General features: G+C 59.2%; 18 protein-coding genes. 12 read left to right on the forward strand and 6 right to left on the reverse strand.

The genetic code is table 11. The features are described from left to right. Positions 1-251 precede the first annotated feature (251 nt). The 4 genes from LCH65_RS22825 (at position 252) to LCH65_RS22840 (ending at position 5,341) form a co-directional block, all read left to right on the forward strand. Positions 252-1,247: a metalloregulator ArsR/SmtB family transcription factor gene (locus LCH65_RS22825; RefSeq protein ID WP_003316359.1), complete on the forward strand. Its 996-nt coding sequence runs from the start codon at positions 252-254 to the stop codon at positions 1,245-1,247. A 20-nt stretch (positions 1,248-1,267) separates the two neighbouring features. After that, positions 1,268-2,458, forward strand: coding sequence for a methionine adenosyltransferase (metK, locus tag LCH65_RS22830; protein ID WP_003372639.1), 1,191 nt, complete (start codon positions 1,268-1,270; stop codon positions 2,456-2,458). A 746-nt stretch (positions 2,459-3,204) separates the two neighbouring features. Beyond that, the gene (ligB, locus tag LCH65_RS22835) at positions 3,205-4,890 is read left to right on the forward strand and encodes an NAD-dependent DNA ligase LigB (protein ID WP_226439819.1); all 1,686 of its coding nucleotides are present in this window, start codon (positions 3,205-3,207) and stop codon (positions 4,888-4,890) included. Between the two features lie 40 nt (positions 4,891-4,930). After that, complete coding sequence (locus LCH65_RS22840) at positions 4,931-5,341, forward strand: DUF1090 domain-containing protein (RefSeq protein ID WP_003432477.1); 411 nt, start codon at positions 4,931-4,933, stop codon at positions 5,339-5,341. 46 nt (positions 5,342-5,387) lie between these two features. Here the strand turns inward: LCH65_RS22840 and LCH65_RS22845 are convergent, their stop codons facing one another. The 3 genes from LCH65_RS22845 to LCH65_RS22855 all read right to left on the reverse strand — a co-directional run bounded on the left by LCH65_RS22845 (position 5,388) and on the right by LCH65_RS22855 (position 7,966). Further along, the gene (locus LCH65_RS22845; protein WP_003372643.1) at positions 5,388-5,789 is read right to left on the reverse strand and encodes an MAPEG family protein; all 402 of its coding nucleotides are present in this window, start codon (positions 5,787-5,789) and stop codon (positions 5,388-5,390) included. Positions 5,790-5,903: 114 nt separating this feature from the next. Further along, positions 5,904-7,295, reverse strand: coding sequence for a heavy metal sensor histidine kinase (locus LCH65_RS22850; RefSeq protein ID WP_003432467.1), 1,392 nt, complete (start codon positions 7,293-7,295; stop codon positions 5,904-5,906). Beyond that, on the reverse strand, positions 7,292-7,966 hold the full coding sequence (locus tag LCH65_RS22855; RefSeq protein WP_003372647.1) for a heavy metal response regulator transcription factor: 675 nt from the start codon (positions 7,964-7,966) through the stop codon (positions 7,292-7,294). Before LCH65_RS22855 ends, LCH65_RS22850 begins: the two co-directional genes overlap by 4 nt. Positions 7,967-8,217: 251 nt before the next feature. Here LCH65_RS22855 and LCH65_RS22860 point away from each other — a divergent pair, with 251 nt between their 5' ends. From LCH65_RS22860 to LCH65_RS22885, 6 genes are all read left to right on the forward strand, one after another. Beyond that, the gene (locus tag LCH65_RS22860) at positions 8,218-9,444 is read left to right on the forward strand and encodes a TolC family protein (protein WP_058416040.1); all 1,227 of its coding nucleotides are present in this window, start codon (positions 8,218-8,220) and stop codon (positions 9,442-9,444) included. 67 nt (positions 9,445-9,511) lie between these two features. Further along, positions 9,512-10,765 carry an efflux RND transporter periplasmic adaptor subunit gene (locus LCH65_RS22865; RefSeq protein ID WP_187810108.1) on the forward strand — a complete coding sequence of 418 codons (1,254 nt, stop codon included), beginning with the start codon at positions 9,512-9,514 and terminating at the stop codon, positions 10,763-10,765. Positions 10,766-10,789: 24 nt separating this feature from the next. Then, positions 10,790-13,945, forward strand: a complete 3,156-nt coding sequence (locus tag LCH65_RS22870; RefSeq protein WP_226439820.1) for a CusA/CzcA family heavy metal efflux RND transporter — start codon at positions 10,790-10,792, stop codon at positions 13,943-13,945. Positions 13,946-14,235: 290 nt separating this feature from the next. Next, positions 14,236-14,823 (forward strand): hypothetical protein, encoded by a 588-nt coding sequence (locus tag LCH65_RS22875; RefSeq protein ID WP_054081745.1) that lies wholly within the window; start codon positions 14,236-14,238, stop codon positions 14,821-14,823. Positions 14,824-14,935: 112 nt separating this feature from the next. Further along, complete coding sequence (locus LCH65_RS22880; protein WP_226439821.1) at positions 14,936-19,177, forward strand: RHS repeat-associated core domain-containing protein; 4,242 nt, start codon at positions 14,936-14,938, stop codon at positions 19,175-19,177. Between the two features lie 10 nt (positions 19,178-19,187). Beyond that, on the forward strand, positions 19,188-19,460 hold the full coding sequence (locus LCH65_RS22885; protein ID WP_058409197.1) for a hypothetical protein: 273 nt from the start codon (positions 19,188-19,190) through the stop codon (positions 19,458-19,460). A gap of 930 nt (positions 19,461-20,390) precedes the next feature. On the opposite strand, the gene LCH65_RS22890 is transcribed toward LCH65_RS22885, so the two are convergent. Both LCH65_RS22890 and LCH65_RS22895 read right to left on the reverse strand, forming a co-directional pair. Beyond that, complete coding sequence (locus LCH65_RS22890; RefSeq protein ID WP_096105764.1) at positions 20,391-21,716, reverse strand: OprD family porin; 1,326 nt, start codon at positions 21,714-21,716, stop codon at positions 20,391-20,393. 454 nt (positions 21,717-22,170) lie between these two features. Further along, entirely contained in the window at positions 22,171-22,392 is a 222-nt protein-coding gene (locus LCH65_RS22895; protein ID WP_054081749.1) for a hypothetical protein, read from the reverse strand. A 221-nt stretch (positions 22,393-22,613) separates the two neighbouring features. Here LCH65_RS22895 and LCH65_RS22900 point away from each other — a divergent pair, with 221 nt between their 5' ends. Both LCH65_RS22900 and LCH65_RS22905 read left to right on the forward strand, forming a co-directional pair. Continuing rightward, complete coding sequence (locus LCH65_RS22900; RefSeq protein ID WP_003372061.1) at positions 22,614-22,943, forward strand: DUF2790 domain-containing protein; 330 nt, start codon at positions 22,614-22,616, stop codon at positions 22,941-22,943. Positions 22,944-23,222: 279 nt separating this feature from the next. Further along, positions 23,223-24,482: a sodium:proton antiporter gene (locus tag LCH65_RS22905; protein ID WP_003343805.1), complete on the forward strand. Its 1,260-nt coding sequence runs from the start codon at positions 23,223-23,225 to the stop codon at positions 24,480-24,482. Here the strand turns inward: LCH65_RS22905 and LCH65_RS22910 are convergent, their stop codons facing one another. Continuing rightward, positions 24,483-25,382 carry an AraC family transcriptional regulator gene (locus LCH65_RS22910; RefSeq protein WP_032609331.1) on the reverse strand — a complete coding sequence of 300 codons (900 nt, stop codon included), beginning with the start codon at positions 25,380-25,382 and terminating at the stop codon, positions 24,483-24,485. Positions 25,383-25,664 lie beyond the last annotated feature (282 nt).

Here is a 25,664-nt window from a genome sequence, read left to right on the forward strand (position 1 = left end):
CTCCTGGGAATTAAGAAATAGGATTGAGAAAAAGAAGGTCATTTTCCCTCACGGACAGGCCGGGGGCAATCACAGATAGACGACCATAGGCTTTTTTCCGGGGTTGCGGACATTATTTGCCACGCAAAGACTGGATCACCCGCCCGCACGACAAGTTCACAACGCCTGACCGGCGCCATCCATCCAGCAATATCAAAACTTTTTGATATTGCCCTTGCGACACTCCGGATCGCTCTCTAGACTGCGCAGCTATGAACCTGCGTGTACCTGCCATTCGCCACGATGCATGCGACGACCTCTCTGCATTGTGCAAGGCCGGCGGCGATCCCTTGCGGCTGAACGTGCTGCGTGTGCTGACCAACGACTCGTTCGGCGTGCTGGAACTGGCGCAGATTTTCGCTATCGGCCAGTCCGGCATGAGCCATCACCTCAAGGTGCTGGCGCAGGCTGACCTGGTCGCGACACGGCGTGAAGGCAACGCGATTTTCTACCGGCGCGCCCTGCCCCACACCGAATTGCCGGGTGGCAGGCTGCATGCGGCGTTGCTCGACGAAGTGGATACGCTGGACTTGCCGGACGACGTACAGAGCCGTATCGGCCTGGTGCATCGGCAACGGGCACTGGCCAGTCAGGATTTTTTCGCCCGTACCGCAGAAAAGTTTCGCGCCCAGCAGGACCTGATCGCCGGTTTGGCGCAGTACAGCGAAAGCCTGCTTACCCTGCTCGACAAACTGAGCTTTGGTGCGCAGGCAACCGCTCTGGAAGTAGGCCCCGGTGACGGCGGCTTCCTCCCTGAGCTGGCGCGGCGCTTCGGTCAGGTCATCGCGATGGACAACAGCCCGGTGATGCTGGACCTGGCGCGTGGCGTCTGCGAGCGCAAGGCGCTGGCTAACGTTGAGCTGAGGCTGGCCGATGCACTGACCGACGCTAAAGTCAGTGCCGATTGCGTCGTCCTCAACATGGTGCTGCATCATTTCGCGGTACCGGCCGAAGCCTTGAGGCAACTGGCCGAACATGTAAAACCCGGCGGTAGCCTGCTGGTAACAGAATTGTGTAGTCATGACCAGAGTTGGGCCAGGGAGGCCTGTGGCGATCTCTGGTTAGGTTTCGAGCAGGAAGACCTGGCCCGTTGGGCCATCGCTGCGGGGCTAGTTCCCGGGGAAAGCCTCTATGTAGGCTTACGTAATGGTTTCCAGATCCAGGTTCGCCATTTTCAGCGACCGGCTGGCGACACTCACCATCGGTAAAATGAAGGAAACCCGTAGAGATGAGCGAATACTCACTTTTCACCTCCGAGTCCGTGTCCGAAGGGCATCCGGACAAGATCGCCGACCAGATTTCCGACGCGGTTCTGGACGCCATCATCGCTGAAGACAAATACGCCCGTGTAGCGTGCGAAACACTGGTCAAGACCGGTGTGGCGATCATCGCTGGCGAAGTGTCGACTTCGGCCTGGGTCGATCTGGAAGACATCGTGCGTAACGTCATCCTCGACATCGGCTACAACAGCTCCGACGTCGGTTTCGACGGTGCGACCTGCGGCGTGATGAACATCATCGGCAAGCAGTCGGTAGACATCGCCCAGGGCGTTGACCGCAGCAAACCTGAAGATCAGGGCGCTGGCGACCAGGGCCTGATGTTCGGCTACGCCAGCAACGAGACCGACGTGCTGATGCCAGCGCCGATCACCTTCTCCCACCAGCTGGTGCAGCGTCAGGCCGAAGCGCGTAAATCCGGCCTGCTGCCGTGGCTGCGCCCGGATGCCAAATCCCAGGTTACCTGCCGTTACGAAAACGGCAAGGTGGTCGGCGTTGACGCTATCGTGTTGTCGACCCAGCACAACCCGGATGTGTCGTACAAGGACCTGCGCGAAGGCGTGATGGAACTGATCGTCAAACACGTCATCCCTGCGCACCTGCTGCACAAGGACACCCAGTTCCACATCAACCCGACCGGCAACTTCATCATCGGCGGCCCGGTAGGCGACTGTGGCCTGACCGGCCGCAAGATCATCGTCGACACCTACGGCGGCATGGCCCGTCACGGCGGCGGCGCTTTCTCCGGCAAGGACCCATCGAAGGTTGACCGCTCGGCCGCCTACGCCGGTCGTTACGTGGCCAAGAACATCGTCGCTGCCGGCCTGGCCGAGCGTTGCGAGATCCAGGTGTCCTACGCCATCGGCGTCGCTCAACCGACTTCGATCTCGCTGAACACGTTCGGCACCGGCAAGCTGTCCGATGACAAGATCATCAAACTGGTCCGCGACAACTTCGACCTGCGTCCTTACGCAATCACCACCATGCTCGACCTGCTGCACCCGATGTACCAGGCCACTGCAGCCTACGGCCACTTCGGTCGTATCCCGGTCGAAATGACCGTTGGCGATGACACCTTCACCGCCTTCACCTGGGAAAAAACCGACCGCGCCGACGCCCTGCGCGCAGCTGCCGGCCTGTAAAAACCCAGAAAAAAGCCCCGGACGACCTGGTCGTTTCGGGGCTTTTTTTCGTCTGGAGATATGGACGGTCCGAGTCCGATCAAGAAAATGCGGCGCGCCGCAGATTTTTGACGCAGAGCGTCACCCAAGGCATTCCCACGCTGGAGCGTGAGGAACGATAACCTCAACTATCGTGCCCGATGCTCCGCGCTTCTGCCCGAAGGGCGTGGGAGTGAGCTTGCTCACGAAGACGCCGGTGCCGGCGCGACTATCGTGCGGCGCTCTGCGTCGTATGCCTTTCTGGACGCTCCGCGTCCTCTTGACGACGCAGAGCGTCGAGAACTGCGTTCTCACGCTGGAGCGTGAGGAACGATAACCTCAACTATCGTGCCCGATGCTCTGCGCTTCTGCCTGAAGGGCGTGTGAGCTTGTTCACGAAGACGCCGGTACAGTCGCGACTATCGTGCGGCGCTCTGCGTCGTATGCCTTTCTGGACGCTCCGCGTCCTCTTGACGACGCAGAGCGTCGAGAACTGCGTTCCCACGCTGGAGCGTGAGGAACGATAACCTCAACTATCGTGCCCGATGATCTGCGCTTCTGCCCGAAGGGCGTGTGAGCTTGCTCACGAAGACGCCGGTGCAGTCACTGAGCACTCTGCGTGGACATGCCGCCTGCTCCATCGCAAAACCCGGTAACCAAGCCCTGCCCCTTCACCACACGACAACGACTAGCCTCATCGAGCCCATTCCTAAAGCAAGGATGCTTCGATGCTGCCCACCAGTCGCCTGATGACGTTCGCTCTTGTGTTTCTTCTGCCCGGCCTCGGCCATGCCAGTCAATGCCCTGACTGGTCTGCAGCCAAGGCGCGCAGCGAGGTCACAAACTTGCAACAGCAGATGGCTGCGTGGGACGACAGCTACCACCGCCAGGGCATTTCGCCCATTCCGGACGAGCTCTACGATCAGGCGCGGCAGAAGCTGAACCTGTGGCGCTCGTGCTTTGCCGTTTCCACCCCCGAGGCCGATCCGCTAAAGACAGCAGCCGGCCCGTTGCCTCATCCCGTTGCGCACACGGGCGTCAACAAGCTGGCCGACGAAAGCAGCGTCAAGGACTGGCTCAAGGGCCGCAACGATCTGTGGATTCAACCCAAGGTCGATGGCGTAGCCGTCACCCTGGTCTACGAAAACGGCCAGCTTGTGCAGGCGATCAGTCGTGGTGACGGGCGCAAGGGGCAGGACTGGACCTCGCAGGCGCGACTGATCAAGGCCATTCCTCAACAACTGCCCCAGGCTGACTCCGCAATATTGCAAGGCGAGCTGTACTGGCGTCTGGACGACCATATTCAGTCAGCATCCGGCAGCGTCAACGCGCGCAGCAAGGTCGCGGGATTGCTGGCGCGGCAGACAATCAGCCCGCAGCAGGCCGACGCCATCGGGCTGTTCGTCTGGGACTGGCCGAACGGGCCTGGCGATATGGCGCAACGTCTCGCAGGCCTGCAAGCCATGGGTTTTGAGGACAGCGCGGCCTATTCGCACCCACTGGAAAACTACGCCAAGGCCGCACGCTGGCGCGAGCATTGGTATCGCAATCCCCTGCCGTTCGCCACCGATGGCGTGATCATGCGTCAAGGCCAACGTCCACCCGCGCAACGCTGGCAAGCCAGTGCGCCTTACTGGATCGCCGCCTGGAAACATCCCTACGCCCAGGCGCTGGCCGAGGTGCGCAAGGTCAACTTCAAGATCGGCCGCAGCGGCAGAATTACGCCGGTGCTGGAGCTGACCCCGGTACGCCTCGACGACCGTACTGTCAGCCGCATCAGCACGGGCTCGCTGCAGCGCTGGCAAACACTGGATATCAGGCCTGGCGATCAGATCGCCGTGAGCCTGGCCGGGTTGACGATCCCACGACTCGACGGGGTGGTGACCCGAGCTGCCGAACGAGCCGACATAATCATTCCGCGAGCCGAAGACTTTCATGAACTGAGCTGCTGGCAAGCCACACCGGGCTGTGAAAGCCAGTTCCGCGCCAGACTGGCATGGCTCAGCGGCAAGAAAGGCCTGGCGTTGCCCGGCGTGGGTCCAGGGACCTGGAACACGCTTATCGAGAACGGCCAAATCATGGGCTTACTCGATTGGATGACCCTGAATCATGCTGAGCTTGCTAACATTCCCGGCTTCGCTGAACGCAGTAGCGCTAAACTGCTCAACAGCCTGCAGACCGCACGCGAACGGCCGTTTCAGACATGGCTCAAGGCCATCGGACTGCCGCCCACCGGAGGCGCCAGACTGCCCGACAACTGGCACGATCTGGCTGAACGCAGTGTGGAGCAATGGCAAGCAGAGCCAGGCATCGGTCCTGGTCGCGCAGCCAGGCTCAGGGCTTTTTTTCAGGACCCGCAGGTACAGGCACTGAGCCAGCAATTGCAGGCACAGAGCATTTCAGGTTTTAAGTAGCGGACGTTCATTTTTCTGTCCGTATTCAAACGGAGTTCATATGCAGTTTTTATCACCACTGATTCTTTTCACCAGTTGCACGCTGCTCGCCACAACCGTGTTTGCAGACGCTCAGGCCCCGGTGCCGTCCGAATGCCAGATCAAAAGCCAGGAGATCAGCAGCAAGATTCAGGATGCCAAGACCGAGGGCAACAAAGCAGAACAGGCCGGCCTTGAAAAGGCACTCGCCGAGGTCAACGCCAACTGCACCGAAACGTCATTGATCAAACAGCGCAAGCAAAAGGTGCTCGACGCCAAGCAGGAAGTCAGCCGCCGTCAGACCGACCTGAACAAGGCCATGGAAAAGGGCGATCCGGAGAAGATCAACAAGCGCAAGGACAAGCTCGCCGATTCGCGCAAGGAATTGCAGGAAGCGCAGACCGAACTCGAGAAAGTCCAGCCAGACGATTGATCAGGTCGCGACGCTGCGCATGATCGGCAGCGTCGCGAACAGCCTGTCAGGAAGCGGCCGGGAAAGCCGATACCCCGAACAACGCGATGATCAGGCCCATGCCCACCAGCCAGACAAGCGAGCGCAGTGCGGCCAGATCGGCCAGGTAGAAAATGATGTACAGCAGGCGACTGGTGATAAACAGTACCGCCAGCACATCAATGGTCACCAACTGCGCGTTACCGGCAATGTGCGCAATGATCACCGCTGCGGCAAACGCCGGGGTCACTTCAAAGCTGTTCAACTGGGCAGCATGCGCGCGGCGCGGGAACCCTTCCAGCTTGTCGAGAAAGGCACGCGGATCATGGTTATGCCCACTGCCGAATTTGCCGCTGCCGAACTTGGCGATACCGGCACACATAATCGGCAGCAGGATCGCGACCAGCACGCACCAGAAAGCAACTGTCATACGTCCATCCTTATAGGTTCAGCTTCATCTGAAGCATCCGGGCAATACCCGCTCACACACTATGAGCAGGGGGTCAGCGAAAGGTTCTTGAAGAACGACCACCAACCTGACGCATTACACCAGTTTAGGAAAGATCAGGCTGAACGTGGTGAATTGGCCCGGCTCGCTCTGCACCGTCACCTGCCCTTCATGCAGGCTCATGATGGAGCGCACAATCGCCAGCCCAAGCCCGGTCCCGCCCTGCTGTCGCGCGCGGCTGACATGCACCCGATAGAAACGATCGAACAGGCGCGGCAGGTGTTCGGCATCAATGCCATCCCCCGCATTGCGCACCGCCAGTGACACTTCATCTTCGTGCGTGGCAAGCGTAAGGGTAATGACGCTGCCGGACAGACCATGGCGAATGGCGTTGGACAGCAGATTGGAAATCGCTCGCTGAATCATCAGCCTGTCCCCGGTCGCCCTGGCGTGCCCATGAACCTGCAGGGTGATGTCGCGATCCTCCGCCGAGGAGGAGAACAGTTCGGCGACCTTGTCTGCCTCCTCGCGAAGGTCGATGACCTCGACCGGCAATGGCGCTGAGGGCTGGCTGACGCTGGCCAGAAACAGCATCTGACTGATCATGCGCGACATGCGCTCCAGCTCTTCGCTGCAGGATTCCAGCGCCTGTTTGTATTCCTCCGACGGGCGCGGTCTGGACAGCGTGACCTGCGCCCGACCCATCAGGTTGTTCATCGGCGAGCGCAGCTCATGCGCGAGGTCGTCCGAGAACTGCGCCAATTGCTGCACATCGCCGTCCAGCCTGTGCAGCATGAAGTTGACGGCATGTGCCAGGTCGCGCAACTCGTCAGGCAGGCCCTTCACTTTCATGCGATGAGACAGGTCGCGGGCCGAGATCAGCGCGGTGACTTTCCTGAATGCCCGCAGCGGCCTGAGCCCGCGACGCACCACCCACCAGACGCCAAAGCCGACCAGCAACAGAATTACCGGCAAGGCCATGCAGGTCGATCTGACGTAAGCGTGCAACAGCGCGGTGTCGCTTTCCCTGTCCATGGACAGCCTGACCAGCACGTCCTGACCGGTCTTGAGGCGTACGGCCCTGTAACCCAGCAGAATCTTGTGGCCCTGGGCGGATTTCAGTTCCTGAAAGCCTGGCGGCAGCGCATCGGTATCGGGAACCGGCAGATTTCGCCCCTCTACGTTACCAACGCTCATCAGCTCTTGCCGAGGGTTGCCCGCGTCGAGAATGGTCAGCGAGAAGCTGTCATGCCCGACGATCTGGTCACGCAGCGTGTGCGGGTACTGGACGATGTCCTCAATGCCCAGAAACCCCTCGCTCATGCTGTGTTCGATCTGCCTGAACTTCTCGCTCAAACTGTCTTCGGCACGTATATCGAGCTGACGGGAAATGGCTGTGTACGCAAGCATTTCCATGACCAGAACCAGACACCCGATGAGCGCCGCGACCGTCAATCCGAGGCGTGTCGAAAGACGGGTCAGCTTCATTCACGCACTTCCAGTACGTAACCGACGCCACGCAGCGTGTGAATCAGCTTGGTCTCGAAAGGATCATCGATCTTCGCCCGCAGACGGCGGATCGACACCTCCACCACATTGGTGTCGCAATCGAAGTTCATGTCCCAGACCAGAGAAATGATCTGGGTGCGCGACATGACTTCGCCGCTGTGCCGCATCAACAGGTGCAGCAGCGCGAACTCCTTGGTCGTCAGGTCGATGCGCTGGCTGCCACGGAAGGCCCTGTGGCGCCCCTGATCCAGCTCCAGATCGCCGACCTGCAACACCTTGGACGTGGTGGTCTGCTCGCTGCGGCGCATCAGCGTGCGGACCCGTGCCAGTAACTCGGGAAACTCGAATGGCTTGACCAGGTAATCATCGGCGCCCATTTCCAGGCCCTTGACCTTCTCTTCGAGACGGCCTCGTGCAGTGACCATCATGATGCGCGTACTGACGGTCTTCCTCAGGCGGCTCAACACCTCCCAGCCGTCCATCTCCGGCAGGTTCACGTCCAGTATCACCACATCGTAAGCCTGATGCTGCGCGAGATAGAGACCATCGAGGCCGGTTGCAGCGATATCGACGATATAGCCGCTTTCGGTCAGCCCCTGATGCATGTATTCGGCAGTTTTTGGCTCGTCCTCGACGACAAGGATTCGCATAACCAGGCTTCCTGTTTGATGAACGATGAATGACGATGCCGTGCAGTGTACTGAAAAGAAACGCCCATCCCGCTGGATAACAAAATCGTAATTTTGCAGCAATCCCTCTGATAACTCCGGCTGCATAAAGTCCCCTCAGCCAACTTCAGCGCCCTGGTGCCTGTTTGTTTTTTGCTTTCGATGGGGTGAGTCATGCGACTGGAGAATAACGTGCGCGCTCAGCGTATAGATCGATTGGCAGGGAGTGCGCTATGAGAGTCGCCGCACTGTGCCTGGTGTTGTTACCGCTTGTTGCCCCTGGCATCGCCGCAGCCCAAGGCATCAGCCTGGCTCAGGCACTGGAGGCAGCCTTCGCCCGTAACCCGGAACTTGCCGCAGCCCAGTGGGAGATCGGCGTTGCCGAGGGTGATCGGCAACAGGCCGGGCTGATCCCCAACCCGACCGTGTCATGGGAAGTGGAAGACACCCGCCGCGAGACCAGCACCACCACCGTGATGCTCAGCCAGGCACTGGAACTGGGCGGCAAGCGCGGGGCGCGCATCGAGGCCGCCAGCAAGGGCCAAGACGCCGCCCGGCTGGAGCTGGAGCGTCGCGGCAACGAACTGCGGGCCGAAGTGGTTCAGGCGTTCTACGCAGCGGCGCGGGCGCAGGCAGGTCTGGACCTGGCGCGCCAGTCCAGAGCACTGGCCGAACGCGGCCTGCAGGTTGCCGAGGGGCGTGTTCGGGCAGGCAAGGTGTCACCGGTGGAAGCCACACGCGCCCAGGTACAACTGGCCGAAACCGACCTGCTGGTACGCCGCGCCGAGACCTTGAAAGTCAGCAGTAACCGGGAACTGGCGCGCACCACCGGTTCGCCGCTCGCCTCTTTCGAGCACCTGGACTACAGCGACCTGTCGCCAGGCAAGCTGCCACCGAGCGCAAAGCTACTGACCGCCCTCAATCAGTCCGCCGAGCTGCGCCTGGCGCAGACCCAGATCGAGCAGCGCGAAGCCGCGCTGGGTTCGGAGCGCGCCAAGCGCATCCCTGACCTGACCGTCAGCGTCGGCAGCCAGTACAGCCGCGAAGAGCGCGAGCGGGTCAACGTCGTGGGCCTGTCGATGCCGCTCCCGCTATTCGACCGGAACCAGGGCAACGTGCTCGCGGCATCACGCCGTGCCGATCAGTCGCGCGACCTGCGTAACGCCGTCGAACTGAAGCTGCGCACCCAGACGCAGTCAGCCCTCGATCAATGGAACACCGCCGCGCAGGAAGTCGAGTCCTTCGACCGCGTGATCCTGCCCGCCGCGCAACGTGCCGTCGACACGGCAACGCGCGGTTTCGAGATGGGCAAGTTCGGCTTTCTCGAAGTGCTGGACGCGCAACGAACGCTGATCTCGGCGCGCAGCCAGTACCTCGAATCGCTGGCCACCGCCACCGACGCCAGAGTCGCCATCGAGCGAATCCACGGTGATCTCAACCGTTTCAGCCTCAACCCCTGACTTTCCTTTTCCGCCTGTATCGAGCGTATCCAAAAGTGCTGCACGCACCTGATCGCCGGGAGCCTTCATGAACAACAAACGAAGCATTGCCATCGCGCTGGCGGTGGTGGTCATCATTGGTCTGGGCAGTCTGACCCTGAACCCGCAGAGGCTGCCGTTCGCAGCCGGACCAGAACCGTCAGCCGATGAGCACGCGCATGAATCCGGGCAGGGCCATGCTGAAGAGCCAGGCCACGCCGACGAGGCGAAAAAATCGGACGCCGCAGCCTCGGAAGCTTCTCACGAAGAGGATGAGGGACACATCGAGCTGACTGCCGAGCAGATCAAGGCGGCAGGCATCGAGCTGGCCACCGCAGAACCCCGGCAGATGAGCACGACCGTGACCTTCCCCGGTGAAATCCGCTTCGATGAAGACCGCACTGCGCATGTCGTGCCGCGGGTCAGCGGCGTGGTCGAAGCGGTGAAGGTCGATCTGGGTCAATCGGTGAAGAAGGGCCAGGTGCTGGCGGTGATTGCCAGCCAGCAGATTTCCGATCAACGCAGCGAATTGAACGCTGCACAACGACGTCAGGAACTGGCGCGCCTGACCTTGCAACGCGAAAAGAAGCTCTGGGAAGACAGAATCTCGGCCGAGCAGGATTACTTGCAGGCCCGTCAGGACTTTCAGGAAGCCGACATCAACCTGGCCAACGCGCGGCAGAAGATCAGCGCCATCGGTGCCAGCACCCATCCTTCGGCGGGAAGCCGCTACGAGCTGATCGCACCGTTTGATGCCGTGGTCGTGGAAAAGCATCTGGGCATCGGCGAGATGGTCAGCGAGGCCAGCAATGCCTTCACGCTGTCCGACCTGTCGCGTGTCTGGGCCACCTTCGGCGTAGCGCCCAGGGATCTGGACAAGGTGGTGGTCGGTCGTCCGGTCATCGTCAGTGCGCCCGACCTGAATGCCCGGGTCGAAGGACGAGTCGGCTACGTCGGCAGCCTGCTGGGCGAGCAGACCCGCGCTGCCGCCGTGCGCGTGACCCTTGCCAACCCGCAGGGCGCATGGCGTCCCGGCCTGTTCGTTTCGGTGGAAGTCGCCGCCGAGCAGGCCAGTGTGGCGGTCAGTCTTCCCGAAACGGCGATCCAGTCGGTCGAGGACAAACCCTCGGTCTTCGTGCGCAACGCTGAAGGGTTTCAACTGACGCCGGTGACACTGGGCCGCCGCGATGGTGGCCACGTGGAAATCGTCAAGGGCCTGGCGGCCGGCACACAAGTGGCCACCGCTGGCAGTTTCATCCTCAAGTCGGAGCTGGGCAAAGGCTCCGCCGAGCACGCCCATTGATCTGCGTCCCACGAGTACACCCACATGTTTGAACGGTTGATTCAATTCGCGATTGAACAGCGCATCGTCGTGATGCTTGCTGTGCTGCTCATGGCTGGGCTGGGCATCGCCAGTTACCAGAAACTGCCCATCGATGCGGTCCCCGACATCACCAACGTACAGGTGCAGATCAACACCTCTGCGCCCGGCTTCTCGCCGCTGGAAACCGAGCAGCGCATTACCTTCGCCATCGAAACCAACATGGCGGGCCTGCCCGGCCTGCAACAGACGCGCTCGCTGTCGCGCTCGGGCCTGTCGCAGGTCACGGTGATTTTCGAGGACGGCACCGACCTGTTCTTCGCCCGCCAACTGGTGAACGAGCGCCTGCAGATCGCCAAGGACCAGTTGCCGGAAGGCGTCGATGCGATGATGGGGCCGATCTCCACCGGCCTCGGCGAGATCTTCCTGTGGACAGTCGAAGCGCGCGAGGGCGCGCTGAAGGAGGACGGCACGCCGTACACGCCAACCGACCTGCGGGTGATTCAGGACTGGATCATTAAGCCGCAATTACGCAACGTACCGGGCGTGGCCGAGATCAACACCATCGGCGGTTTTGCCAGGCAGTACCAGATCGCGCCTGATCCGAAAAAACTGGCCGCCTACAAGCTGACGCTGAACGATCTGGTGGCAGCGCTGGAGCGCAACAACGCCAACGTTGGCGCAGGCTATATAGAACGTGGCGGCGAGCAGTTACTGATTCGCGCACCGGGTCAGCTGGGCACCGTGGACGACATCGCCAACATCGTCATTGCCAACGTGCAGGGCACGCCGATCAGAATCAGCAGCGTGGCCGAGGTCGGCATCGGCAAGGAAATGCGCTCCGGCGCAGCCACCGAAAATGGCCGCGAAGTGGTGCTCGGCACCGTGTTCATGCTGATCGGTGAAAACAGCCGGACGGTGTCACAGGCCGTGGCCGCCAAACTCGCCGACATCAATCGCACACTGCCCGAAGGCGTCGAAGCGGTAACGGTTTACGACCGCACCAACCTGGTCGAAAAAGCCATCGCAACAGTGAAAAAGAACCTGATCGAAGGCGCGATTCTGGTCATCGTGATTCTGTTTCTGTTCCTCGGCAACATCCGTGCTGCGCTGATCACCGCCATGGTGATTCCGCTGGCCATGCTGTTCACCTTCACCGGCATGTTCACCAACAAGGTCAGCGCCAACCTGATGAGCCTGGGCGCGCTGGACTTCGGCATCATTGTCGATGGCGCGGTGGTGATCGTCGAAAACGCCATCCGCAGGCTGGCGCATGCCCAGCAAAAGCACGGCCGCATGCTGACCCGCAGCGAGCGTTTCCATGAGGTCTTCGCCGCCGCAAGAGAAGCGCGTCGGCCGCTGATTTTCGGTCAGTTGATCATCATGGTCGTGTACCTGCCGATCTTCGCCCTCACCGGAGTGGAAGGCAAAATGTTCCACCCGATGGCCTTCACCGTGGTCATCGCCCTGCTCGGTGCCATGATCCTCTCGGTGACCTTCGTGCCTGCCGCCATCGCCATGTTCGTCACCGGCAAGGTCAAGGAAGAAGAAGGCTTTGTGATGCGCACCGCTCGCCAGCGCTACGCGCCGATACTGAGCTGGGTACTGGGGCATCGCTCAATAGCGTTCGGCATGGCCTTGGTGCTGATCGTGTTGTCCGGCTTCACCGCCAGCCGCATGGGCAGCGAGTTCATCCCCAGCCTGAGCGAAGGCGACTTCGCCTTGCAGGCGCTGCGTGTGCCCGGCACCAGCCTGACCCAGTCGGTGGACATGCAGCAGCGTCTGGAAAAAGCCATCGTCGAAAAGGTCCCGGAAGTGCAGCGCGTATTCGCCCGCACCGGCACCGCCGAGATCGCCGCCGACCCGATGCCGCCCAACATCTCCGACAGCTACGTGATGCTCAAACCACAAAGCGAATGGCCGGACCCGGACAAATCCCGCGAGGCACTGATAGCCGACCTGCAAAAGGCCGCCGCCAGTGTGCCGGGCAGCAACTACGAACTGTCCCAGCCTATTCAGTTGCGCTTCAACGAACTGGTTTCGGGGGTGCGTAGCGATGTCGCGGTAAAGGTCTTCGGCGACGACATGAACGTGCTGAACCAGACCGCCGCAAAAATCGCCGCCACCCTGCAAAAAGTGCCGGGTGCTTCGGAAGTCAAAGTCGAGCAGACCACCGGGCTGCCGGTGTTGACCATCAACATCGACCGCGACAAGGCCGCGCGTTACGGCCTCAACGTGGCCGATGTGCAGGACGCCATCGCCATTGCGCTGGGCGGTCGTCAGGCGGGCACGCTGTATGAGGGCGACCGCCGTTTCGACATGGTGGTGCGCCTCTCCGAGCAACTGCGAACCGATGTGGACGGGCTTTCCAGCCTGCTCATTCCGGTGCCTGCGAGTGCCAACAGCAGCCAGCAGATCAGCTTCATCTCGCTGTCCCAGGTCGCCAGCCTCGACCTGGTGCTCGGGCCGAACCAGATCAGCCGCGAGAACGGCAAGCGTGTGGTCATCGTCAGCGCCAACGTGCGCGGTCGCGACCTTGGCTCGTTTGTCGAAGAAGCGGGCACCACCATCGACAACGGCGTGCAGATCCCGGCCGGCTACTGGACCAGTTGGGGCGGGCAGTTCGAGCAACTGCAATCGGCCGCCAAACGCCTGCAGATCGTCGTGCCGGTGGCGCTGCTGCTGGTACTGGCGCTGCTGTTCATGATGTTCAACAACCTCAAGGACGGCCTGCTGGTCTTCACCGGCATCCCGTTCGCCCTGACCGGCGGCGTCATGGCCCTGTGGCTGCGCGACATTCCGCTGTCGATCTCCGCAGGCGTGGGCTTCATCGCCCTGTCGGGTGTGGCGGTGCTGAACGGCCTGGTGATGATCGCCTTCATCCGCAGCCTGCGCGAACAAGGCCACTCGCTGCACAACGCCATCAACGAAGGCGCCCTCACCCGCCTGCGCCCGGTGTTGATGACCGCACTGGTCGCCTCCCTTGGCTTCATCCCCATGGCCCTCGCCACCGGGACTGGCGCCGAAGTGCAGCGACCACTGGCGACGGTGGTGATTGGCGGGATTCTGTCGTCGACAGCGCTGACGTTGCTGGTGTTGCCAGCGTTGTATCAGTGGGCGCATCGGCGGGAGGATGAGGTGGAACTCAAGTCGCTTAAATAGGGTTTCAAACAACTATTTAAACCCCGGAAGGCTCAGGGCAGAGCCTTCTGGAGCTTTGCCCGGCCCACACTGAACTTTCATTTGGGAAAAGGTCAAACGATTCAGCCTTCGACAGTAGACTGTGTCCGTAGTCTTCTTCACACGGGACTTTCAGACACTTCCAGGCAAGCGGGTAACCGCTGGAGATACAAACCACCCGTGCAAGTACTTATCGTCAACTTGCAAATGGCAGCCACTGGGGCCGCCCTGCATAAGGACATGTAGATGTTGACGAACAAGGTTCCTGCCATATGACGCGCACCAGTCTCTACGACCGCATCTCCGAGCGCCGACTGGCTGACGAAGCCCTGGCGCGTGAGGCAGCCGAACATGCTGCCGCGCAGCAGGCACTTGAACGTGTCGAAGCGCTCATCCCTGTTCCAAAGCCGTTGCTCGACGCGCCCTGCAGTTTCAATTTCGGCGGGTTCCACTTCGGCTTTCCGGAAGGTTTCCAGTGCAACGCGATTGAAGCCACCGTTCAAGTGGGCGGAGAGCCTGTCGTCGTCTCCATTCAGCGTCGCGATGTACCTGAAGAGGCAACGCTTGCCGAAGCGTTCGCCGAAGCCGTCAAGGCGCTGCAGCCACTGCATGGCGAAGTCCAGGTCATTCGCCACTATGAAACGCTGTTGGCGGGTAATGCCGCGCTGGCGCTGGATTTTCATTTTCGCGCAGGCCTTGAAGAGCGGCATGGACGCCTGATCGGTGCCATCGTGCCGTGTGCCGATCACAACGAACGCCAATGGCTGAGCGTGGGCTGCGTGATTGACTCCGAAAAGCCCGCGCTGAAAACCTGGTTGCTGGATTTTGACAGCATGCTTGAAGGCCTGACCGCCCCCTGAACTCTATTTCATCGCTGACAGGACACGCTTTAATGGACTATCCGTTGCAGAACATCAGCGTCACGCCAGGTGATCGCACCTCAACTACTCGCAGCCCGCAGGAGTAACGGCGATGTTCGAGGCAGCGCGGTTACTGGATGAGATCGAACACACCGGTGCGATGGCGGGCTTTGTGCTCGGAGCGATCGTGGGCATCGCGGCAGTGGCGTATGTCTCGCTCACCTTCGCCACGTGCGGGTTCGGCGGTTTTTTACTGGCCATGGCAGTCGGCCTGGCCGGTAATGCCATCGCCAGTATCGGGGAGAGTATCGGCAGCGCCTTCAGCTCTCCCGCGGGGCAGATCGAATCTGCCTCGCCCAACGTGTTCATCAATGGCCGCCCCGCTGCCTTTGCCATCGAAAGCACTGCCGTGTGTGACAAGCACTCGCCGATCGTCAAGGTGGCCGAAGGCTCCAGCAACGTCTTCATCAACGGCCAGCCCGCTGCGCGCAAGGGCGACAAGCTGACCTGCGGCGCGAAGATCGGCACCGGCTCGCCCAACGTCTTCATCGGCGGCGGTACCCAACGCTACCTGCCGGTGGACGACGAAGTCTCGGCGATGGCCCGCTACACCGTGGACATTCTGTTGGTCGTAGCCGGCGGCGCCAAGGCCGTGCTCAGCATTGCCAAGCTGGGCATGCAGGCCGGTCTGAAAGCGGCAGGCCCTTGCGCGCTGCAGTTTATGGGCGGTGTCTTTCTCGGGGACGCCATTTTTCGCTTCGGCGTCGCCCCCGTGGCCGAAAAAGTGCTGGGCGGCCTGCACGGCAACCCGGTCGACACCACCACCGGACGCAAACTGCTGATCGACGAGTCCGATTTCAGCCTGCCCGGCCTGATGCCGATCGAGTGGACACGCTTCTACGCCAGCGACCTCGATGTCGACAGCGCGCTGGGCAAGGGCTGGGTGTTGCCCTGGGAACAAAGCCTGCGGCGCAAGGGCAGCTTTCTGTACCTCAGCGACAATCAGGGCCGCAGCGTGCCCTTCGTGACACTGGACTACAACCAGCGCATCTACAACGCACAGGAACAGCTGTACCTGGTGCGTACCGAGGGTGGTCATTACCTGCTGCAAACACTGGATAACGTCTTTTACTACTTCGGTGAAGTGCCCGACGACAACCAGCCAGTTCCCCTGCAACGCGTCGAAAACGCCCTCGGTCATTTTCTGCATTTCGTACGCAGCGAAGACGGCGTTCTGACCGACATTTGCTCCACCGGCGGGCATCGCGTGCACCTGCACTACGACGAGGTGACCAACCGTCTGAGCACCGTCAAGCGAATCGTCGGCGACCAGGCCGTCGAGACACTGGTGCGCTATGGCTACGACAACAATGGCCAGTTGAACAGTGTGTACAACCGCAATGGCGACTCGGTGCGCAACTTCAGCTACACCGATGGCCTGATGACCCGCCACGCCAATGCGCTGGGGCTCAGTTGCGAATACCGCTGGGAAGTTCTCGACGGCAAGCCGCGCGTGGTCGAGCACTGGACCAGCGACGGCGAGCACTTTCATTTCGATTATGATTTCGAGGCGCGCCAGACGCGCGTAACCGATGTGCTGGGGCGTCGCGCCGAGGTGACCTACAACAAGGACCGTCGCGTCATCGCCAGCACTGATTTCGGCGGTGAGCAGTACCGTATCGCGCTGGACGACACCGGCAATATCACCGGTCTGACGCTGCCTGACGGCAATCAACTGAGCTTCGAATACGACGATCTGTCACGCCTGACCGCAGAAACCGACCCGCTGGGCCGAACCACGCGTTATCAGCATCACTACAAGACCACACTGGTCAAACAGATCGCTTACCCTGACGGCGCCATCTGGACGGCCCGCTACGATTCGAAAGGCAATCTGGTTGCCGAGATCGACGCGCTGGGTCAAAAGACCGAATACCTCAACAGCGAAGATGGCCTGCCACACACCATCATCGATGCGACCTACAAATCCAAATACCTGTGGTGGAACAACCTGGCGCAGGTCGAGCGCTTCCAGGACTGCTCGGGCAAGAGCACCTGGTACCGTTACGACGAGCGCGATCAACTGGTCGCCGTCACTGATGCCCTGAACAACACCACCACACTGGAACGCAAACCCGGCGGCGAAGTGCTGAGCATCAACCATCCGGACGGCACCCGCGAGAGCTTCACCTACAACGCCCACGGCCAGGTGCTCACGCACACCAACGGCAAGGACCAGACCACGCATCTGGCACGCAACGCCCGTGGCCTGCCGATCAGACGCCAGGACCCCAAGGGTTTTATCGTAGGCTACCAGTACGACAAGGCCCTGCGCCTTGCCGCGCTGATCAATGAAAACGACGCCACCTACACATTCGCCTACGACGACTCCGACCGGCTGATCGAAGAAAAGCGCATCGACCAACTGACCCGCCGTTTCAGCTACAACCTCGGCGGACACCTGACTCAGGTCGAGGAAATCGGCTACAGCGAGAAAGGTGAGCGACCACAGCGCAGCACGCATTTCGAGCGCGACCCGATTGGCCGCTTGCTGGCCAGACTCAACGACGACGCCCGTCAGGATTTCACCTACGACGACAGCGACCGCCTGCTGTCCATTCAGCGCACACCCACTGACGGCGGCAGAAAGATCGGTGTCACGGCTGAAAAACTGGAATTCGCTTACGACATTCTGGGCCGCCTGACACAGGAATCGTCGCCCCAGGGCGCGCTGGCCTACGACTACGATCCACTCAGCAACCTGACCACGTTGACCCTTCCTACCGGCCAGCACCTGAATCACCTGTATTACGGCAGCGGTCACCTGCATCAACTGAACCTCGATGGCCAGTTGATCAGCGACATGGAGCGCGACGACCTGCACCGCGAGATCTATCGCACGCAGGGCAAACTCACCAGTTGCTTCGGCTACGACGCCCTTGGCCGCAAGGCCTGGCAGTACGCAACCACCCTACCCGCGGAAAAACTGTCACAGATCCAGAACCCGCTCATTAAGCCAGAACGCTACATCGAGCACGCCTACAACCCGCTCCACCGCCGCTACGAATACGACCCGGCCGGCGAACTGAGCCGCACCCTCGACAAACTGCGTGGCGAAGTCACGTACGAGTACGAAGCCAACGGTCGCCTGCTTGAACACAACCCCGAAAAACGCTTCGACGGCGAAGAATTCCGCTACGACGCCGCTGGCAACCGCCTCAACTTCAACACCAGCCGCTTCGACCGCGTCAAAGACAACCGCCTCAAAAAGTGGAGCAACCACGAATACAAGTACGACGCGTGGGGCAACCTGGTCGAGAAAATCGTCGGCATCGTGCGTTGGCAGACCTTCACCTACGACTGCGAAAACCGCCTGGTCAAAACCGAGACCATGGCCAACAGTCAGGTGGAAAGCACCAGCAGCTACCAGTACGACAGCCTGGGCAGGCGCGTTGGCAAACAGTGGGAGATCAAGGGGCAGACCGGCCAGAAACGCTTTCTCTGGCAGGGATTGCGGATGTTGCGTGAAGAAAGTCCTGGGCAGAGCAGCCTGTATCTGTACGAGCCCGGCAGCTATGCGCCTTTGGCCCGTGTTGATGAGAAAGAGGGCGAGGCAGAGAACAAGGTCTACTACTTCCACACCGATCAGATCGGTACGCCACTGGAGATGACCGACGCCGAAGGGCAGATCGTCTGGCAGGCCAAATATCGGCCGTGGGGGGCGATTGAGAAGCTGGTGGTGAACGAGGTCGAGCAGAACCTGAGGTTTCAGGGGCAGTATTTCGATGTCGAGACGGGGCTTCACTACAACACGTTTCGGTATTACGATCCGGGGACTGGGCGGTTTATTACGCAGGATCCGATTGGGTTGAGTGGGGGTCTGAATCTTTATAGCTATGCCCCAAGCTCTACCAGCTGGGTCGATCCCTTTGGTTTGAGCTGTGAAAGTCTCAAAGGAAAATACTCTTCAGTCGAAAAGGCAAATTTGCCTAGCTGGGTTGCAGAATCGTTTACAAATGGTAAATATAAGACTGTAGTCACTACACAAGATATCTATGTGTACCGTGTATTTGGTGGAAATGCAAAAGCAAGCGGAGGCTTTGTTTCCACATCTCCGGCATCAAGCCGAATACAGGCAAAGCTGGACGCTGCGTTATTACCAGAATGGAAAAATACGCGACAGTTCGAGGCAAAAATACTGATACCTAAAGGCACAATTTTAAATATCGGCTCAGTAGCGCCGCAAGTAACGAAGTCAGGCACGATATTTAAAGGTGGGGCTGATCAAATCCTGATGCCACAAAACTGGCCAGAATCTTGGATCGTGGGTATTAAAACAATTAGAACTCCCTAGGAGGGAAGAAATGAGCAAGAACGAGCTAGAGCCATTAATAAAAAGCATATTGGTCGACTTGAGAAATGTCGAACTGATGCGCGGAGAATCTTATCTGCACGCAATAATAAGAAGCTATGAGAACACTCTAAGAGATCTATTAAAAGATTGCTTAACAGAGAACCTAATTAAAAGCTCACCAAGAGAATACCTAGAAATCTACAGCGATTATGAAAACCCTCTAGTTGAGCAAATGGACTTTGCTCAAAAACAACTACAAAAATATATCAACCATCACATTTAATTTTTCCAGCTTGAATAACTCTGTTACCTGTAATCACCTACAAGAGAAATGCTGACCACTAACTTATCAATGCGATACTGCCTGAGGCAGGTAAGGAAATATACTGGTGAACGAGGTCGAGCAGAACCTGAGGTTTCAGGGGCAGTATATAGAAATGTTGGTTACATAAGAGTAGCCCATTCGGTATGTTTTCTAACGCATGTAAATGTGCACCCAAGCTTTGAAGAAATTGGCCACAGGAGCTTTTTGCGGCTAGGATTAGAGAGCAAGTAGATTACTACTTAAAGCAAATCAATCGTGAAATTAAGGCATTCAATCCAAATGAACGCTAAAGACATCATAGAAAAAGTCGACTTCAAATCATACGTTTCTTCGAATCTATGCGATCCCATCACACGCGAATTAATCAGCAAATCAAAGATATCTGATATTCCTTTCTGCTAGCTCCAGAAGTATCTGTCTATGATGATCAAAACAAAAACACGCTAAAATCAATTATAGAATTCAGAGCCAACAACCTGGCAGCCCAAGGGCGCCAGCTTAATGGCGCAGACCTATGTGCAGCATCGCTTGAAGGTTCAAAGGATGAGGCGTTGCGAAGCTGGGTCCCCTTGAAAGTAGAAAATCATTTCGTAATTTTTATAATAAACTCTGAAAGCTTTGAAATTGACGGCTGCATGTCATTAAGATAGAAACCGGCCTCAACAACTAAAACTTATAACGAAACTTAAACATCAGGATATTCACAACAACCAAAACATCAAACTTTTCAAATGCGGGCTTCATTATTTGCAAAAACATTAGCAAGGATGGGCGACATAATTCCGCAGCGCATGCCCTTCCTATATAGCGTATAAGATCGGGACTGTGAAAATATTCACGCCTCATCAAAAAAAGCGCCCCAAAGGACGCCTCACTCAATCACCCCCCTCAAAGCACACTCAACGGATACTCCACAATCACCCTCACCTCATCCAGATCCGATTCGAACGCCGTGGCACGAGTCGTTGCCTGGCGTACGCGCAGCGACAGGTCTTTCAGTGATCCGGTCTGCACGATGTATTTCGCTTCGATATCGCGCTCCCAGCGTTTTTGATCGGTCAGCGGGTTGCCTTGTGCGTCGCGGCGCATGTAGGTGCTGTTGGCGTTGGAGTAGTCGGCGTCGGTGCCTTTGCCGTAGCGGGTCATGAACGACAGGCCGGGTACGCCGAAGGTGGACATGTCGAGGTTGTAGGTGACCATCCACGAGCGCTCCTTGGGTGAGTTGAAGTCGCTGTACTGGATGGAGTTGGCCAGGTAGATGGAGTCGGACTGCCGGAGGTAGTCGAAGTCATCATCACCTTCGTTGCGCTGGTGCGAAAGCGACAGTGTGTGTGCGCCGTATTGCAGTGCGACTTTTGCACTCCAGATGTCGTTGTCGAATTCGCCGAGCAGCTTTTTGCCTTCGTCGGTGGCGTTGTAGTAGTTCAGGCTGCTGGTCAGCGACAGGTCGTCAGAGAGCGGCAGCACGTAGGACGCTGAAGCGTATTTCTGATCCCAGGCGTCTTTGAGTCGGCTGGTGTAGAGGCCAAGGCTCAGCCTGTCGGTGGCCTGATAGTCACCGCCGAAGTAGGCAACCCATGGAGAGTCCACGGCACCGCCGTAGAAGGTGACGAAACCGTCGCGCATGTTGCTGGAAACGGGCTGGCTCATGGCGTGCAGGCGACCGCCTTGCAGGGTCAGGCCGCTGATGCTGTTGTTGACGGCGGTAACGCCGCGAAAGCTTTCCGGCAGCAGACGGGAGTCGCCGAAGGCAACCACGGGGGTGGAGGGAAACACATCGCCCACGTTGACGACGGTGTCGAAGGCTCTGGCCTTCAGCGAGCCACCTACCTTGGTGTATTCGTCACGGGCGCGGCCTTCCCCATCGACCGGCAGCACGTCGAATGCGCTGCGGCCGCCGTTGCGGCCGTCACCGGTGTCGAGCTTGATGCCGATCATGGCAAATGCATCGACCCCGACGCCGAAGGTGCCTTGAGTGAAACCTGACTGGAATCGCCCGATGATGCCTTGCGCCCACGCTTCGGAGTAACCATTGCCGGTAGGGCTGGATTCGCCGTTGCGGTGGTCGCGGTTCATGTAGAAGTTGCGGTTGAGTACCGTCAGCGTGCTGCCTTCGATGAAGCCTTCTTTCTGTTCTTCGGCGAATACCGCAGCCGGTGCGACACCGGCAAGGGTCGAGCACAGGGCCAGTGATAGTGTTTTAAGTTGAGTCATGTGCGCTCCGTCTAATCGGCAGATTGTTATAAACATGTCGATCTGGCTGTTTTTATTAACCCGAACGCTGCCAGTGGGGCACAATCTTGAAGTGGCGAAGATAACGCCGAGGTGACGGGAAGATTACAAATATGAAAGGACGTGCATTACAGCACGCCGTTGCTCAATAAAATAAAATACGCTTTGACCGGTGTAATCAGACATTCAAGATCGGACGCAGAGCGTCCAGAACGGCATTCCCTGGTTCAAGTGCACTCCTTCTGGCGGCTGTACCGGCCTTTTCGCGAGCAAGCTCGCTCCCACGGGCGCTGGAGCACGGGCGTGATAACGATTTGTGTAGATACGGGAATAAAAAAAGCGCCCCGAAGGACGCTTAAAGATTCGCCCCGACCAAAGGAGCAGGGAGCTGCTACAAAGGGCGAATGGGGGTGCAGCGGGTCGGGCATCAAAGGCATCAGCCTTCGGACTTGGTCGACCGCTCGGCCTTGGCGTTGTCGTCTGTATTGACGTAGCGCTCGGCTTTATTGCTGCTGTTCTGTTCCTTGAAGCGCAGTTCCTGTGCAAGACGCATCTTGTCAGCCGCTGTGCTTGCGTACTCGTTACCGTCGTCGGCAAAGGCTGCGCTGGCGGACAAGGCAGCTACTGCGAAGACCATCGATTTGACCAGTTTCATCATCGTTACCTTTATCGGTTGAATGTCGGACCTGCGCAGCGCTCGGCGCTCGTCAGGGATGAAACAAGCTTACGGAGGGGGAGCTAACAGGAAGGTGAGCGAACAATGACAATACTGTTAGGAAGCTGACATCTTCGAGATGACCGATTTGTAATGTTTCAGCAACCTTCCGGTTAGTGCGCATTGGTTAGGGTTAAGCCACATTCAAACGGAGACAAAAGAAAATGCGCACAGCCAAATCGTTGTTACTTGCTCTGGTCATCCTTTCGCCCATCAGTGCTTTCGCCTACACCTCTGATGAAGTCAAAGCCACTACGGTGATCAAGGAGCACCAAGCCAGCGTGCAGAAGTATGCCGCCATCCATAACAAGCCAATGCCGGAGATCAAGGAGTACACGTACGGAATGAAGCTGGACATTGCCAAGCTGGTCCGCAAATCCCCGGATCTGCAAACCTGTAGCGTGATGCCAAAGCTGATGACTTACGAAGACTCCAAAGGCAAGCTGAACACGGTTCAGTACCAGGTCCTCGGCGGATGCAGAAACAGCCAATGATTCTGATCCTGCCAGGAAGGCCACTCAGCGCTACATCCCCCGTCAGCCCGGACCGTCATTCGGGCTGACTTTTTTGTGTCTGCAATGCCCTGCCTCTCCCGTCTCAAATCCAGCTTCGCTGGGTGATTCCAGCATTTTTTGCAACATCACCGCCTCTGCGTGGTCAACGCAAACCCCACTGTGGCGTGTCGAGATGTGTCTGGACGTAGATCCAGTCCATCAAACACAGGCTCGGTTACGGTGATCGAGACACTGCACTTACGGACTCTGGAATGACGGATGCTTGAACTCGCTGCTGGTTTTATCTGCCTCACTGCGCTGCTGACCTACGTGAACTACCGTTTCATCGGTCTGCCCCCCACCATTGGCGTGATGGTCACTGCGCTGATGTTCTCGTTGCTGTTGCAGGGTCTGAGCTTTCTGGGCTATCCCGGCCTGGAAGATCGCGTTCAACAATTGATCGGTCAGATCGACTTCGGCGACCTGCTGATGAACTGGATGCTGTCCTTCCTGCTGTTCGCCGGGGCGCTGCACGTCAACCTTGGCGATTTGAGGAGCTACCGTTGGCCCATCGGCCTGTTGGCGACTTTCGGGGTGCTGATTGCCACCACTGTGATCGGCGCACTGGCCTACTGGATCTTTGCCCTGTTCGGCTGGCACGTCAGCCCGTTGTACTGCCTGCTGTTTGGTGCACTGATCTCGCCTACCGATCCGATTGCGGTGCTCGGTGTGTTGCGTACCGCCAACGCCTCCAAACCGCTGAAAACCACCATCGTTGGTGAAAGCCTGTTCAACGACGGCACCGCGGTGGTGGTGTTCACCGTGCTGCTGGGTATCGCCCAGTTGGGCGAGACGCCGACGGTTGGCGAAACCGCCCTGCTGTTCGTCCACGAAGCGGTGGGCGGTGTGCTGTTCGGCGGCCTGATCGGTTACGCCGTGTACCTGATGATCAAGAGCATCGAGCAGTATCAGATCGAGGTCATGCTCACGCTGGCGCTGGTGATCGGCGGCTCGGCGATGGCGTCTGAACTGCATGTGTCCGGTCCTATCGCGATGGTCGTGGCCGGCCTGATCATCGGCAACCTGGGACGTAATCTGGCGATGAACGACATGACCCGTCGTTACATGGACGGTTTCTGGGAGCTGCTGGATGACATGCTCAACGCACTGCTGTTCGCGCTGATCGGCATGGAGTTGTTGCTGTTGCCGTTCTCGTGGCAGCACCTGATTGCGGCCAGCCTGCTGGCGGCGGCGATTCTGCTGTCGCGCTTCGTCACCGTGGCCCCGGCCATCCTGCTCCTGCGTCGCTGGCGCAAGGTGCCGCACGGTACGATCCGCATCCTCACCTGGGGCGGCCTGCGCGGCGGTGTCTCGGTTGCGCTGGCGCTGGCCCTGCCGACCGGGCCGGAACGCGATCTGCTGCTGAGCATTACCTACATCGTGGTGTTGCTGTCGATCCTTCTGCAGGGCCTGACCATCGGCAAGCTGGTGAATGCCGTTACCCGTGCCCCGCAGGCGAAAGAACCGGCAGAGCATTGATCAGGCCGATGCAGCGGCGCGCCGGTATTCACTGGGCGTCTGCTGCATCTCCACGCGGAAGTGCCGGTTGAAGTTGGACAGATTGGCATAGCCGACTTCAAAGCAGATGTCCGACACCGACATCTCGCTGTGCAGCAGCAACCGGCAAGCCCGCTGGACCCGCAGTTTGCGCATCAGGTCGATAAAACAATGGCCCGTGGTGCGCTTGAAGAAGCGTGAAAAACCCGGATCGCTCATGTCCAGCCGCTGCGCGATGACGGACAGGCGAATATCGCTGGTCAATTCGGTCAGCAGATAGTCGAACGCCTTGTTGATCCGTTCGGAGCTGCGCGCATCCAGGGTCGGTGCATACCAGGTGCTGGCCAGCAGACGAACCTCCTGCGCAGGCGCTTTCATCAGCGTGTTGACCAGTTGCAGGAACAGAATCAGCCGCTCCAGCCCCTGAGCCGGGCCGATCTGTTCAAGCAGGCGCGCGGCCTGCACCGCTGTTGCACCGGTGAACTCGAGGCCACGTCGCGCCTGCTCGAACAGACGCTGCAAATCGCCTATCTCCGGCAGCGTGCCGCGCAAGGCCAGCAACGCGGCACCATCAAACTGCAGCACCACGTCCCGCCCGGGCAGATGCTCACCGGGGGCCAGATCGCCGATCCAGTCATGCGGCAGATCCGGGCCGATCAGGGCCACATGCCCTGCCGCGAACTCACCGATGTAATCCCCGGCCACCAGCTTGCCGCTGCCCTGGCGGATCAGATGAATTTCGAATTCCGGATGATGGTTCCAGCGCGCCAGTGCGTAGGGATAGTCATGCTCGTACCAGCGAAAGCAGTGGTCGGGCTGCGGGAGAATAACCTCAAGCTCGGCAGGGCGCTGCTCGAGCAAGGCGGCTCGGCTGTCAGGCACGGGATGCCCCTTTTTATCGTTATGAATGCGCTGTTGACGCTTGAACATACCCCCTCGCGTCCAGCCAGCGCTAGCTCGCGTTCAAACCGGCACTGATACTTTTTTGCTTTCGGACAGCCGGAGCGCGGCCGGTTAAAAAAGTATCAGTCGATCATCCGCGCTGCGTTTGTTCAGCCCCCTGAGGGCTGCTGTAATCAAGCCGTCCACCAGGGTGACTCAACCGTGGCCAACAACAAAAACAATGACTCCCGCCAGACAAGGCGCGGGGTGGAGAGCACTACG

The sequence above is a fragment of the Pseudomonas sp. MWU16-30316 genome (assembly GCF_020515645.1).
In the GTDB taxonomy this organism is placed as follows: domain Bacteria; phylum Pseudomonadota; class Gammaproteobacteria; order Pseudomonadales; family Pseudomonadaceae; genus Aquipseudomonas; species Aquipseudomonas cerasi.

Excerpts from the sequence above, each read along its gene's own strand:
- LCH65_RS22825 (WP_003316359.1), top strand. The coding sequence starts at position 252 with ATGAACCTGCGTGTACCTGCCATTCGCCACGATGCATGCGACGACCTC.
- metK (WP_003372639.1), top strand. The coding sequence starts at position 1,268 with ATGAGCGAATACTCACTTTTCACCTCCGAGTCCGTGTCCGAAGGGCAT.
- ligB (WP_226439819.1), top strand. The coding sequence starts at position 3,205 with ATGCTGCCCACCAGTCGCCTGATGACGTTCGCTCTTGTGTTTCTTCTG.
- LCH65_RS22840 (WP_003432477.1), top strand. The coding sequence starts at position 4,931 with ATGCAGTTTTTATCACCACTGATTCTTTTCACCAGTTGCACGCTGCTC.
- LCH65_RS22845 (WP_003372643.1), bottom strand. The coding sequence starts at position 5,789 with ATGACAGTTGCTTTCTGGTGCGTGCTGGTCGCGATCCTGCTGCCGATT.
- LCH65_RS22850 (WP_003432467.1), bottom strand. The coding sequence starts at position 7,295 with ATGAAGCTGACCCGTCTTTCGACACGCCTCGGATTGACGGTCGCGGCG.
- LCH65_RS22855 (WP_003372647.1), bottom strand. The coding sequence starts at position 7,966 with ATGCGAATCCTTGTCGTCGAGGACGAGCCAAAAACTGCCGAATACATG.
- LCH65_RS22860 (WP_058416040.1), top strand. The coding sequence starts at position 8,218 with ATGAGAGTCGCCGCACTGTGCCTGGTGTTGTTACCGCTTGTTGCCCCT.
- LCH65_RS22865 (WP_187810108.1), top strand. The coding sequence starts at position 9,512 with ATGAACAACAAACGAAGCATTGCCATCGCGCTGGCGGTGGTGGTCATC.
- LCH65_RS22870 (WP_226439820.1), top strand. The coding sequence starts at position 10,790 with ATGTTTGAACGGTTGATTCAATTCGCGATTGAACAGCGCATCGTCGTG.
- LCH65_RS22875 (WP_054081745.1), top strand. The coding sequence starts at position 14,236 with ATGACGCGCACCAGTCTCTACGACCGCATCTCCGAGCGCCGACTGGCT.
- LCH65_RS22880 (WP_226439821.1), top strand. The coding sequence starts at position 14,936 with ATGTTCGAGGCAGCGCGGTTACTGGATGAGATCGAACACACCGGTGCG.
- LCH65_RS22885 (WP_058409197.1), top strand. The coding sequence starts at position 19,188 with ATGAGCAAGAACGAGCTAGAGCCATTAATAAAAAGCATATTGGTCGAC.
- LCH65_RS22890 (WP_096105764.1), bottom strand. The coding sequence starts at position 21,716 with ATGACTCAACTTAAAACACTATCACTGGCCCTGTGCTCGACCCTTGCC.
- LCH65_RS22895 (WP_054081749.1), bottom strand. The coding sequence starts at position 22,392 with ATGATGAAACTGGTCAAATCGATGGTCTTCGCAGTAGCTGCCTTGTCC.
- LCH65_RS22900 (WP_003372061.1), top strand. The coding sequence starts at position 22,614 with ATGCGCACAGCCAAATCGTTGTTACTTGCTCTGGTCATCCTTTCGCCC.
- LCH65_RS22905 (WP_003343805.1), top strand. The coding sequence starts at position 23,223 with ATGCTTGAACTCGCTGCTGGTTTTATCTGCCTCACTGCGCTGCTGACC.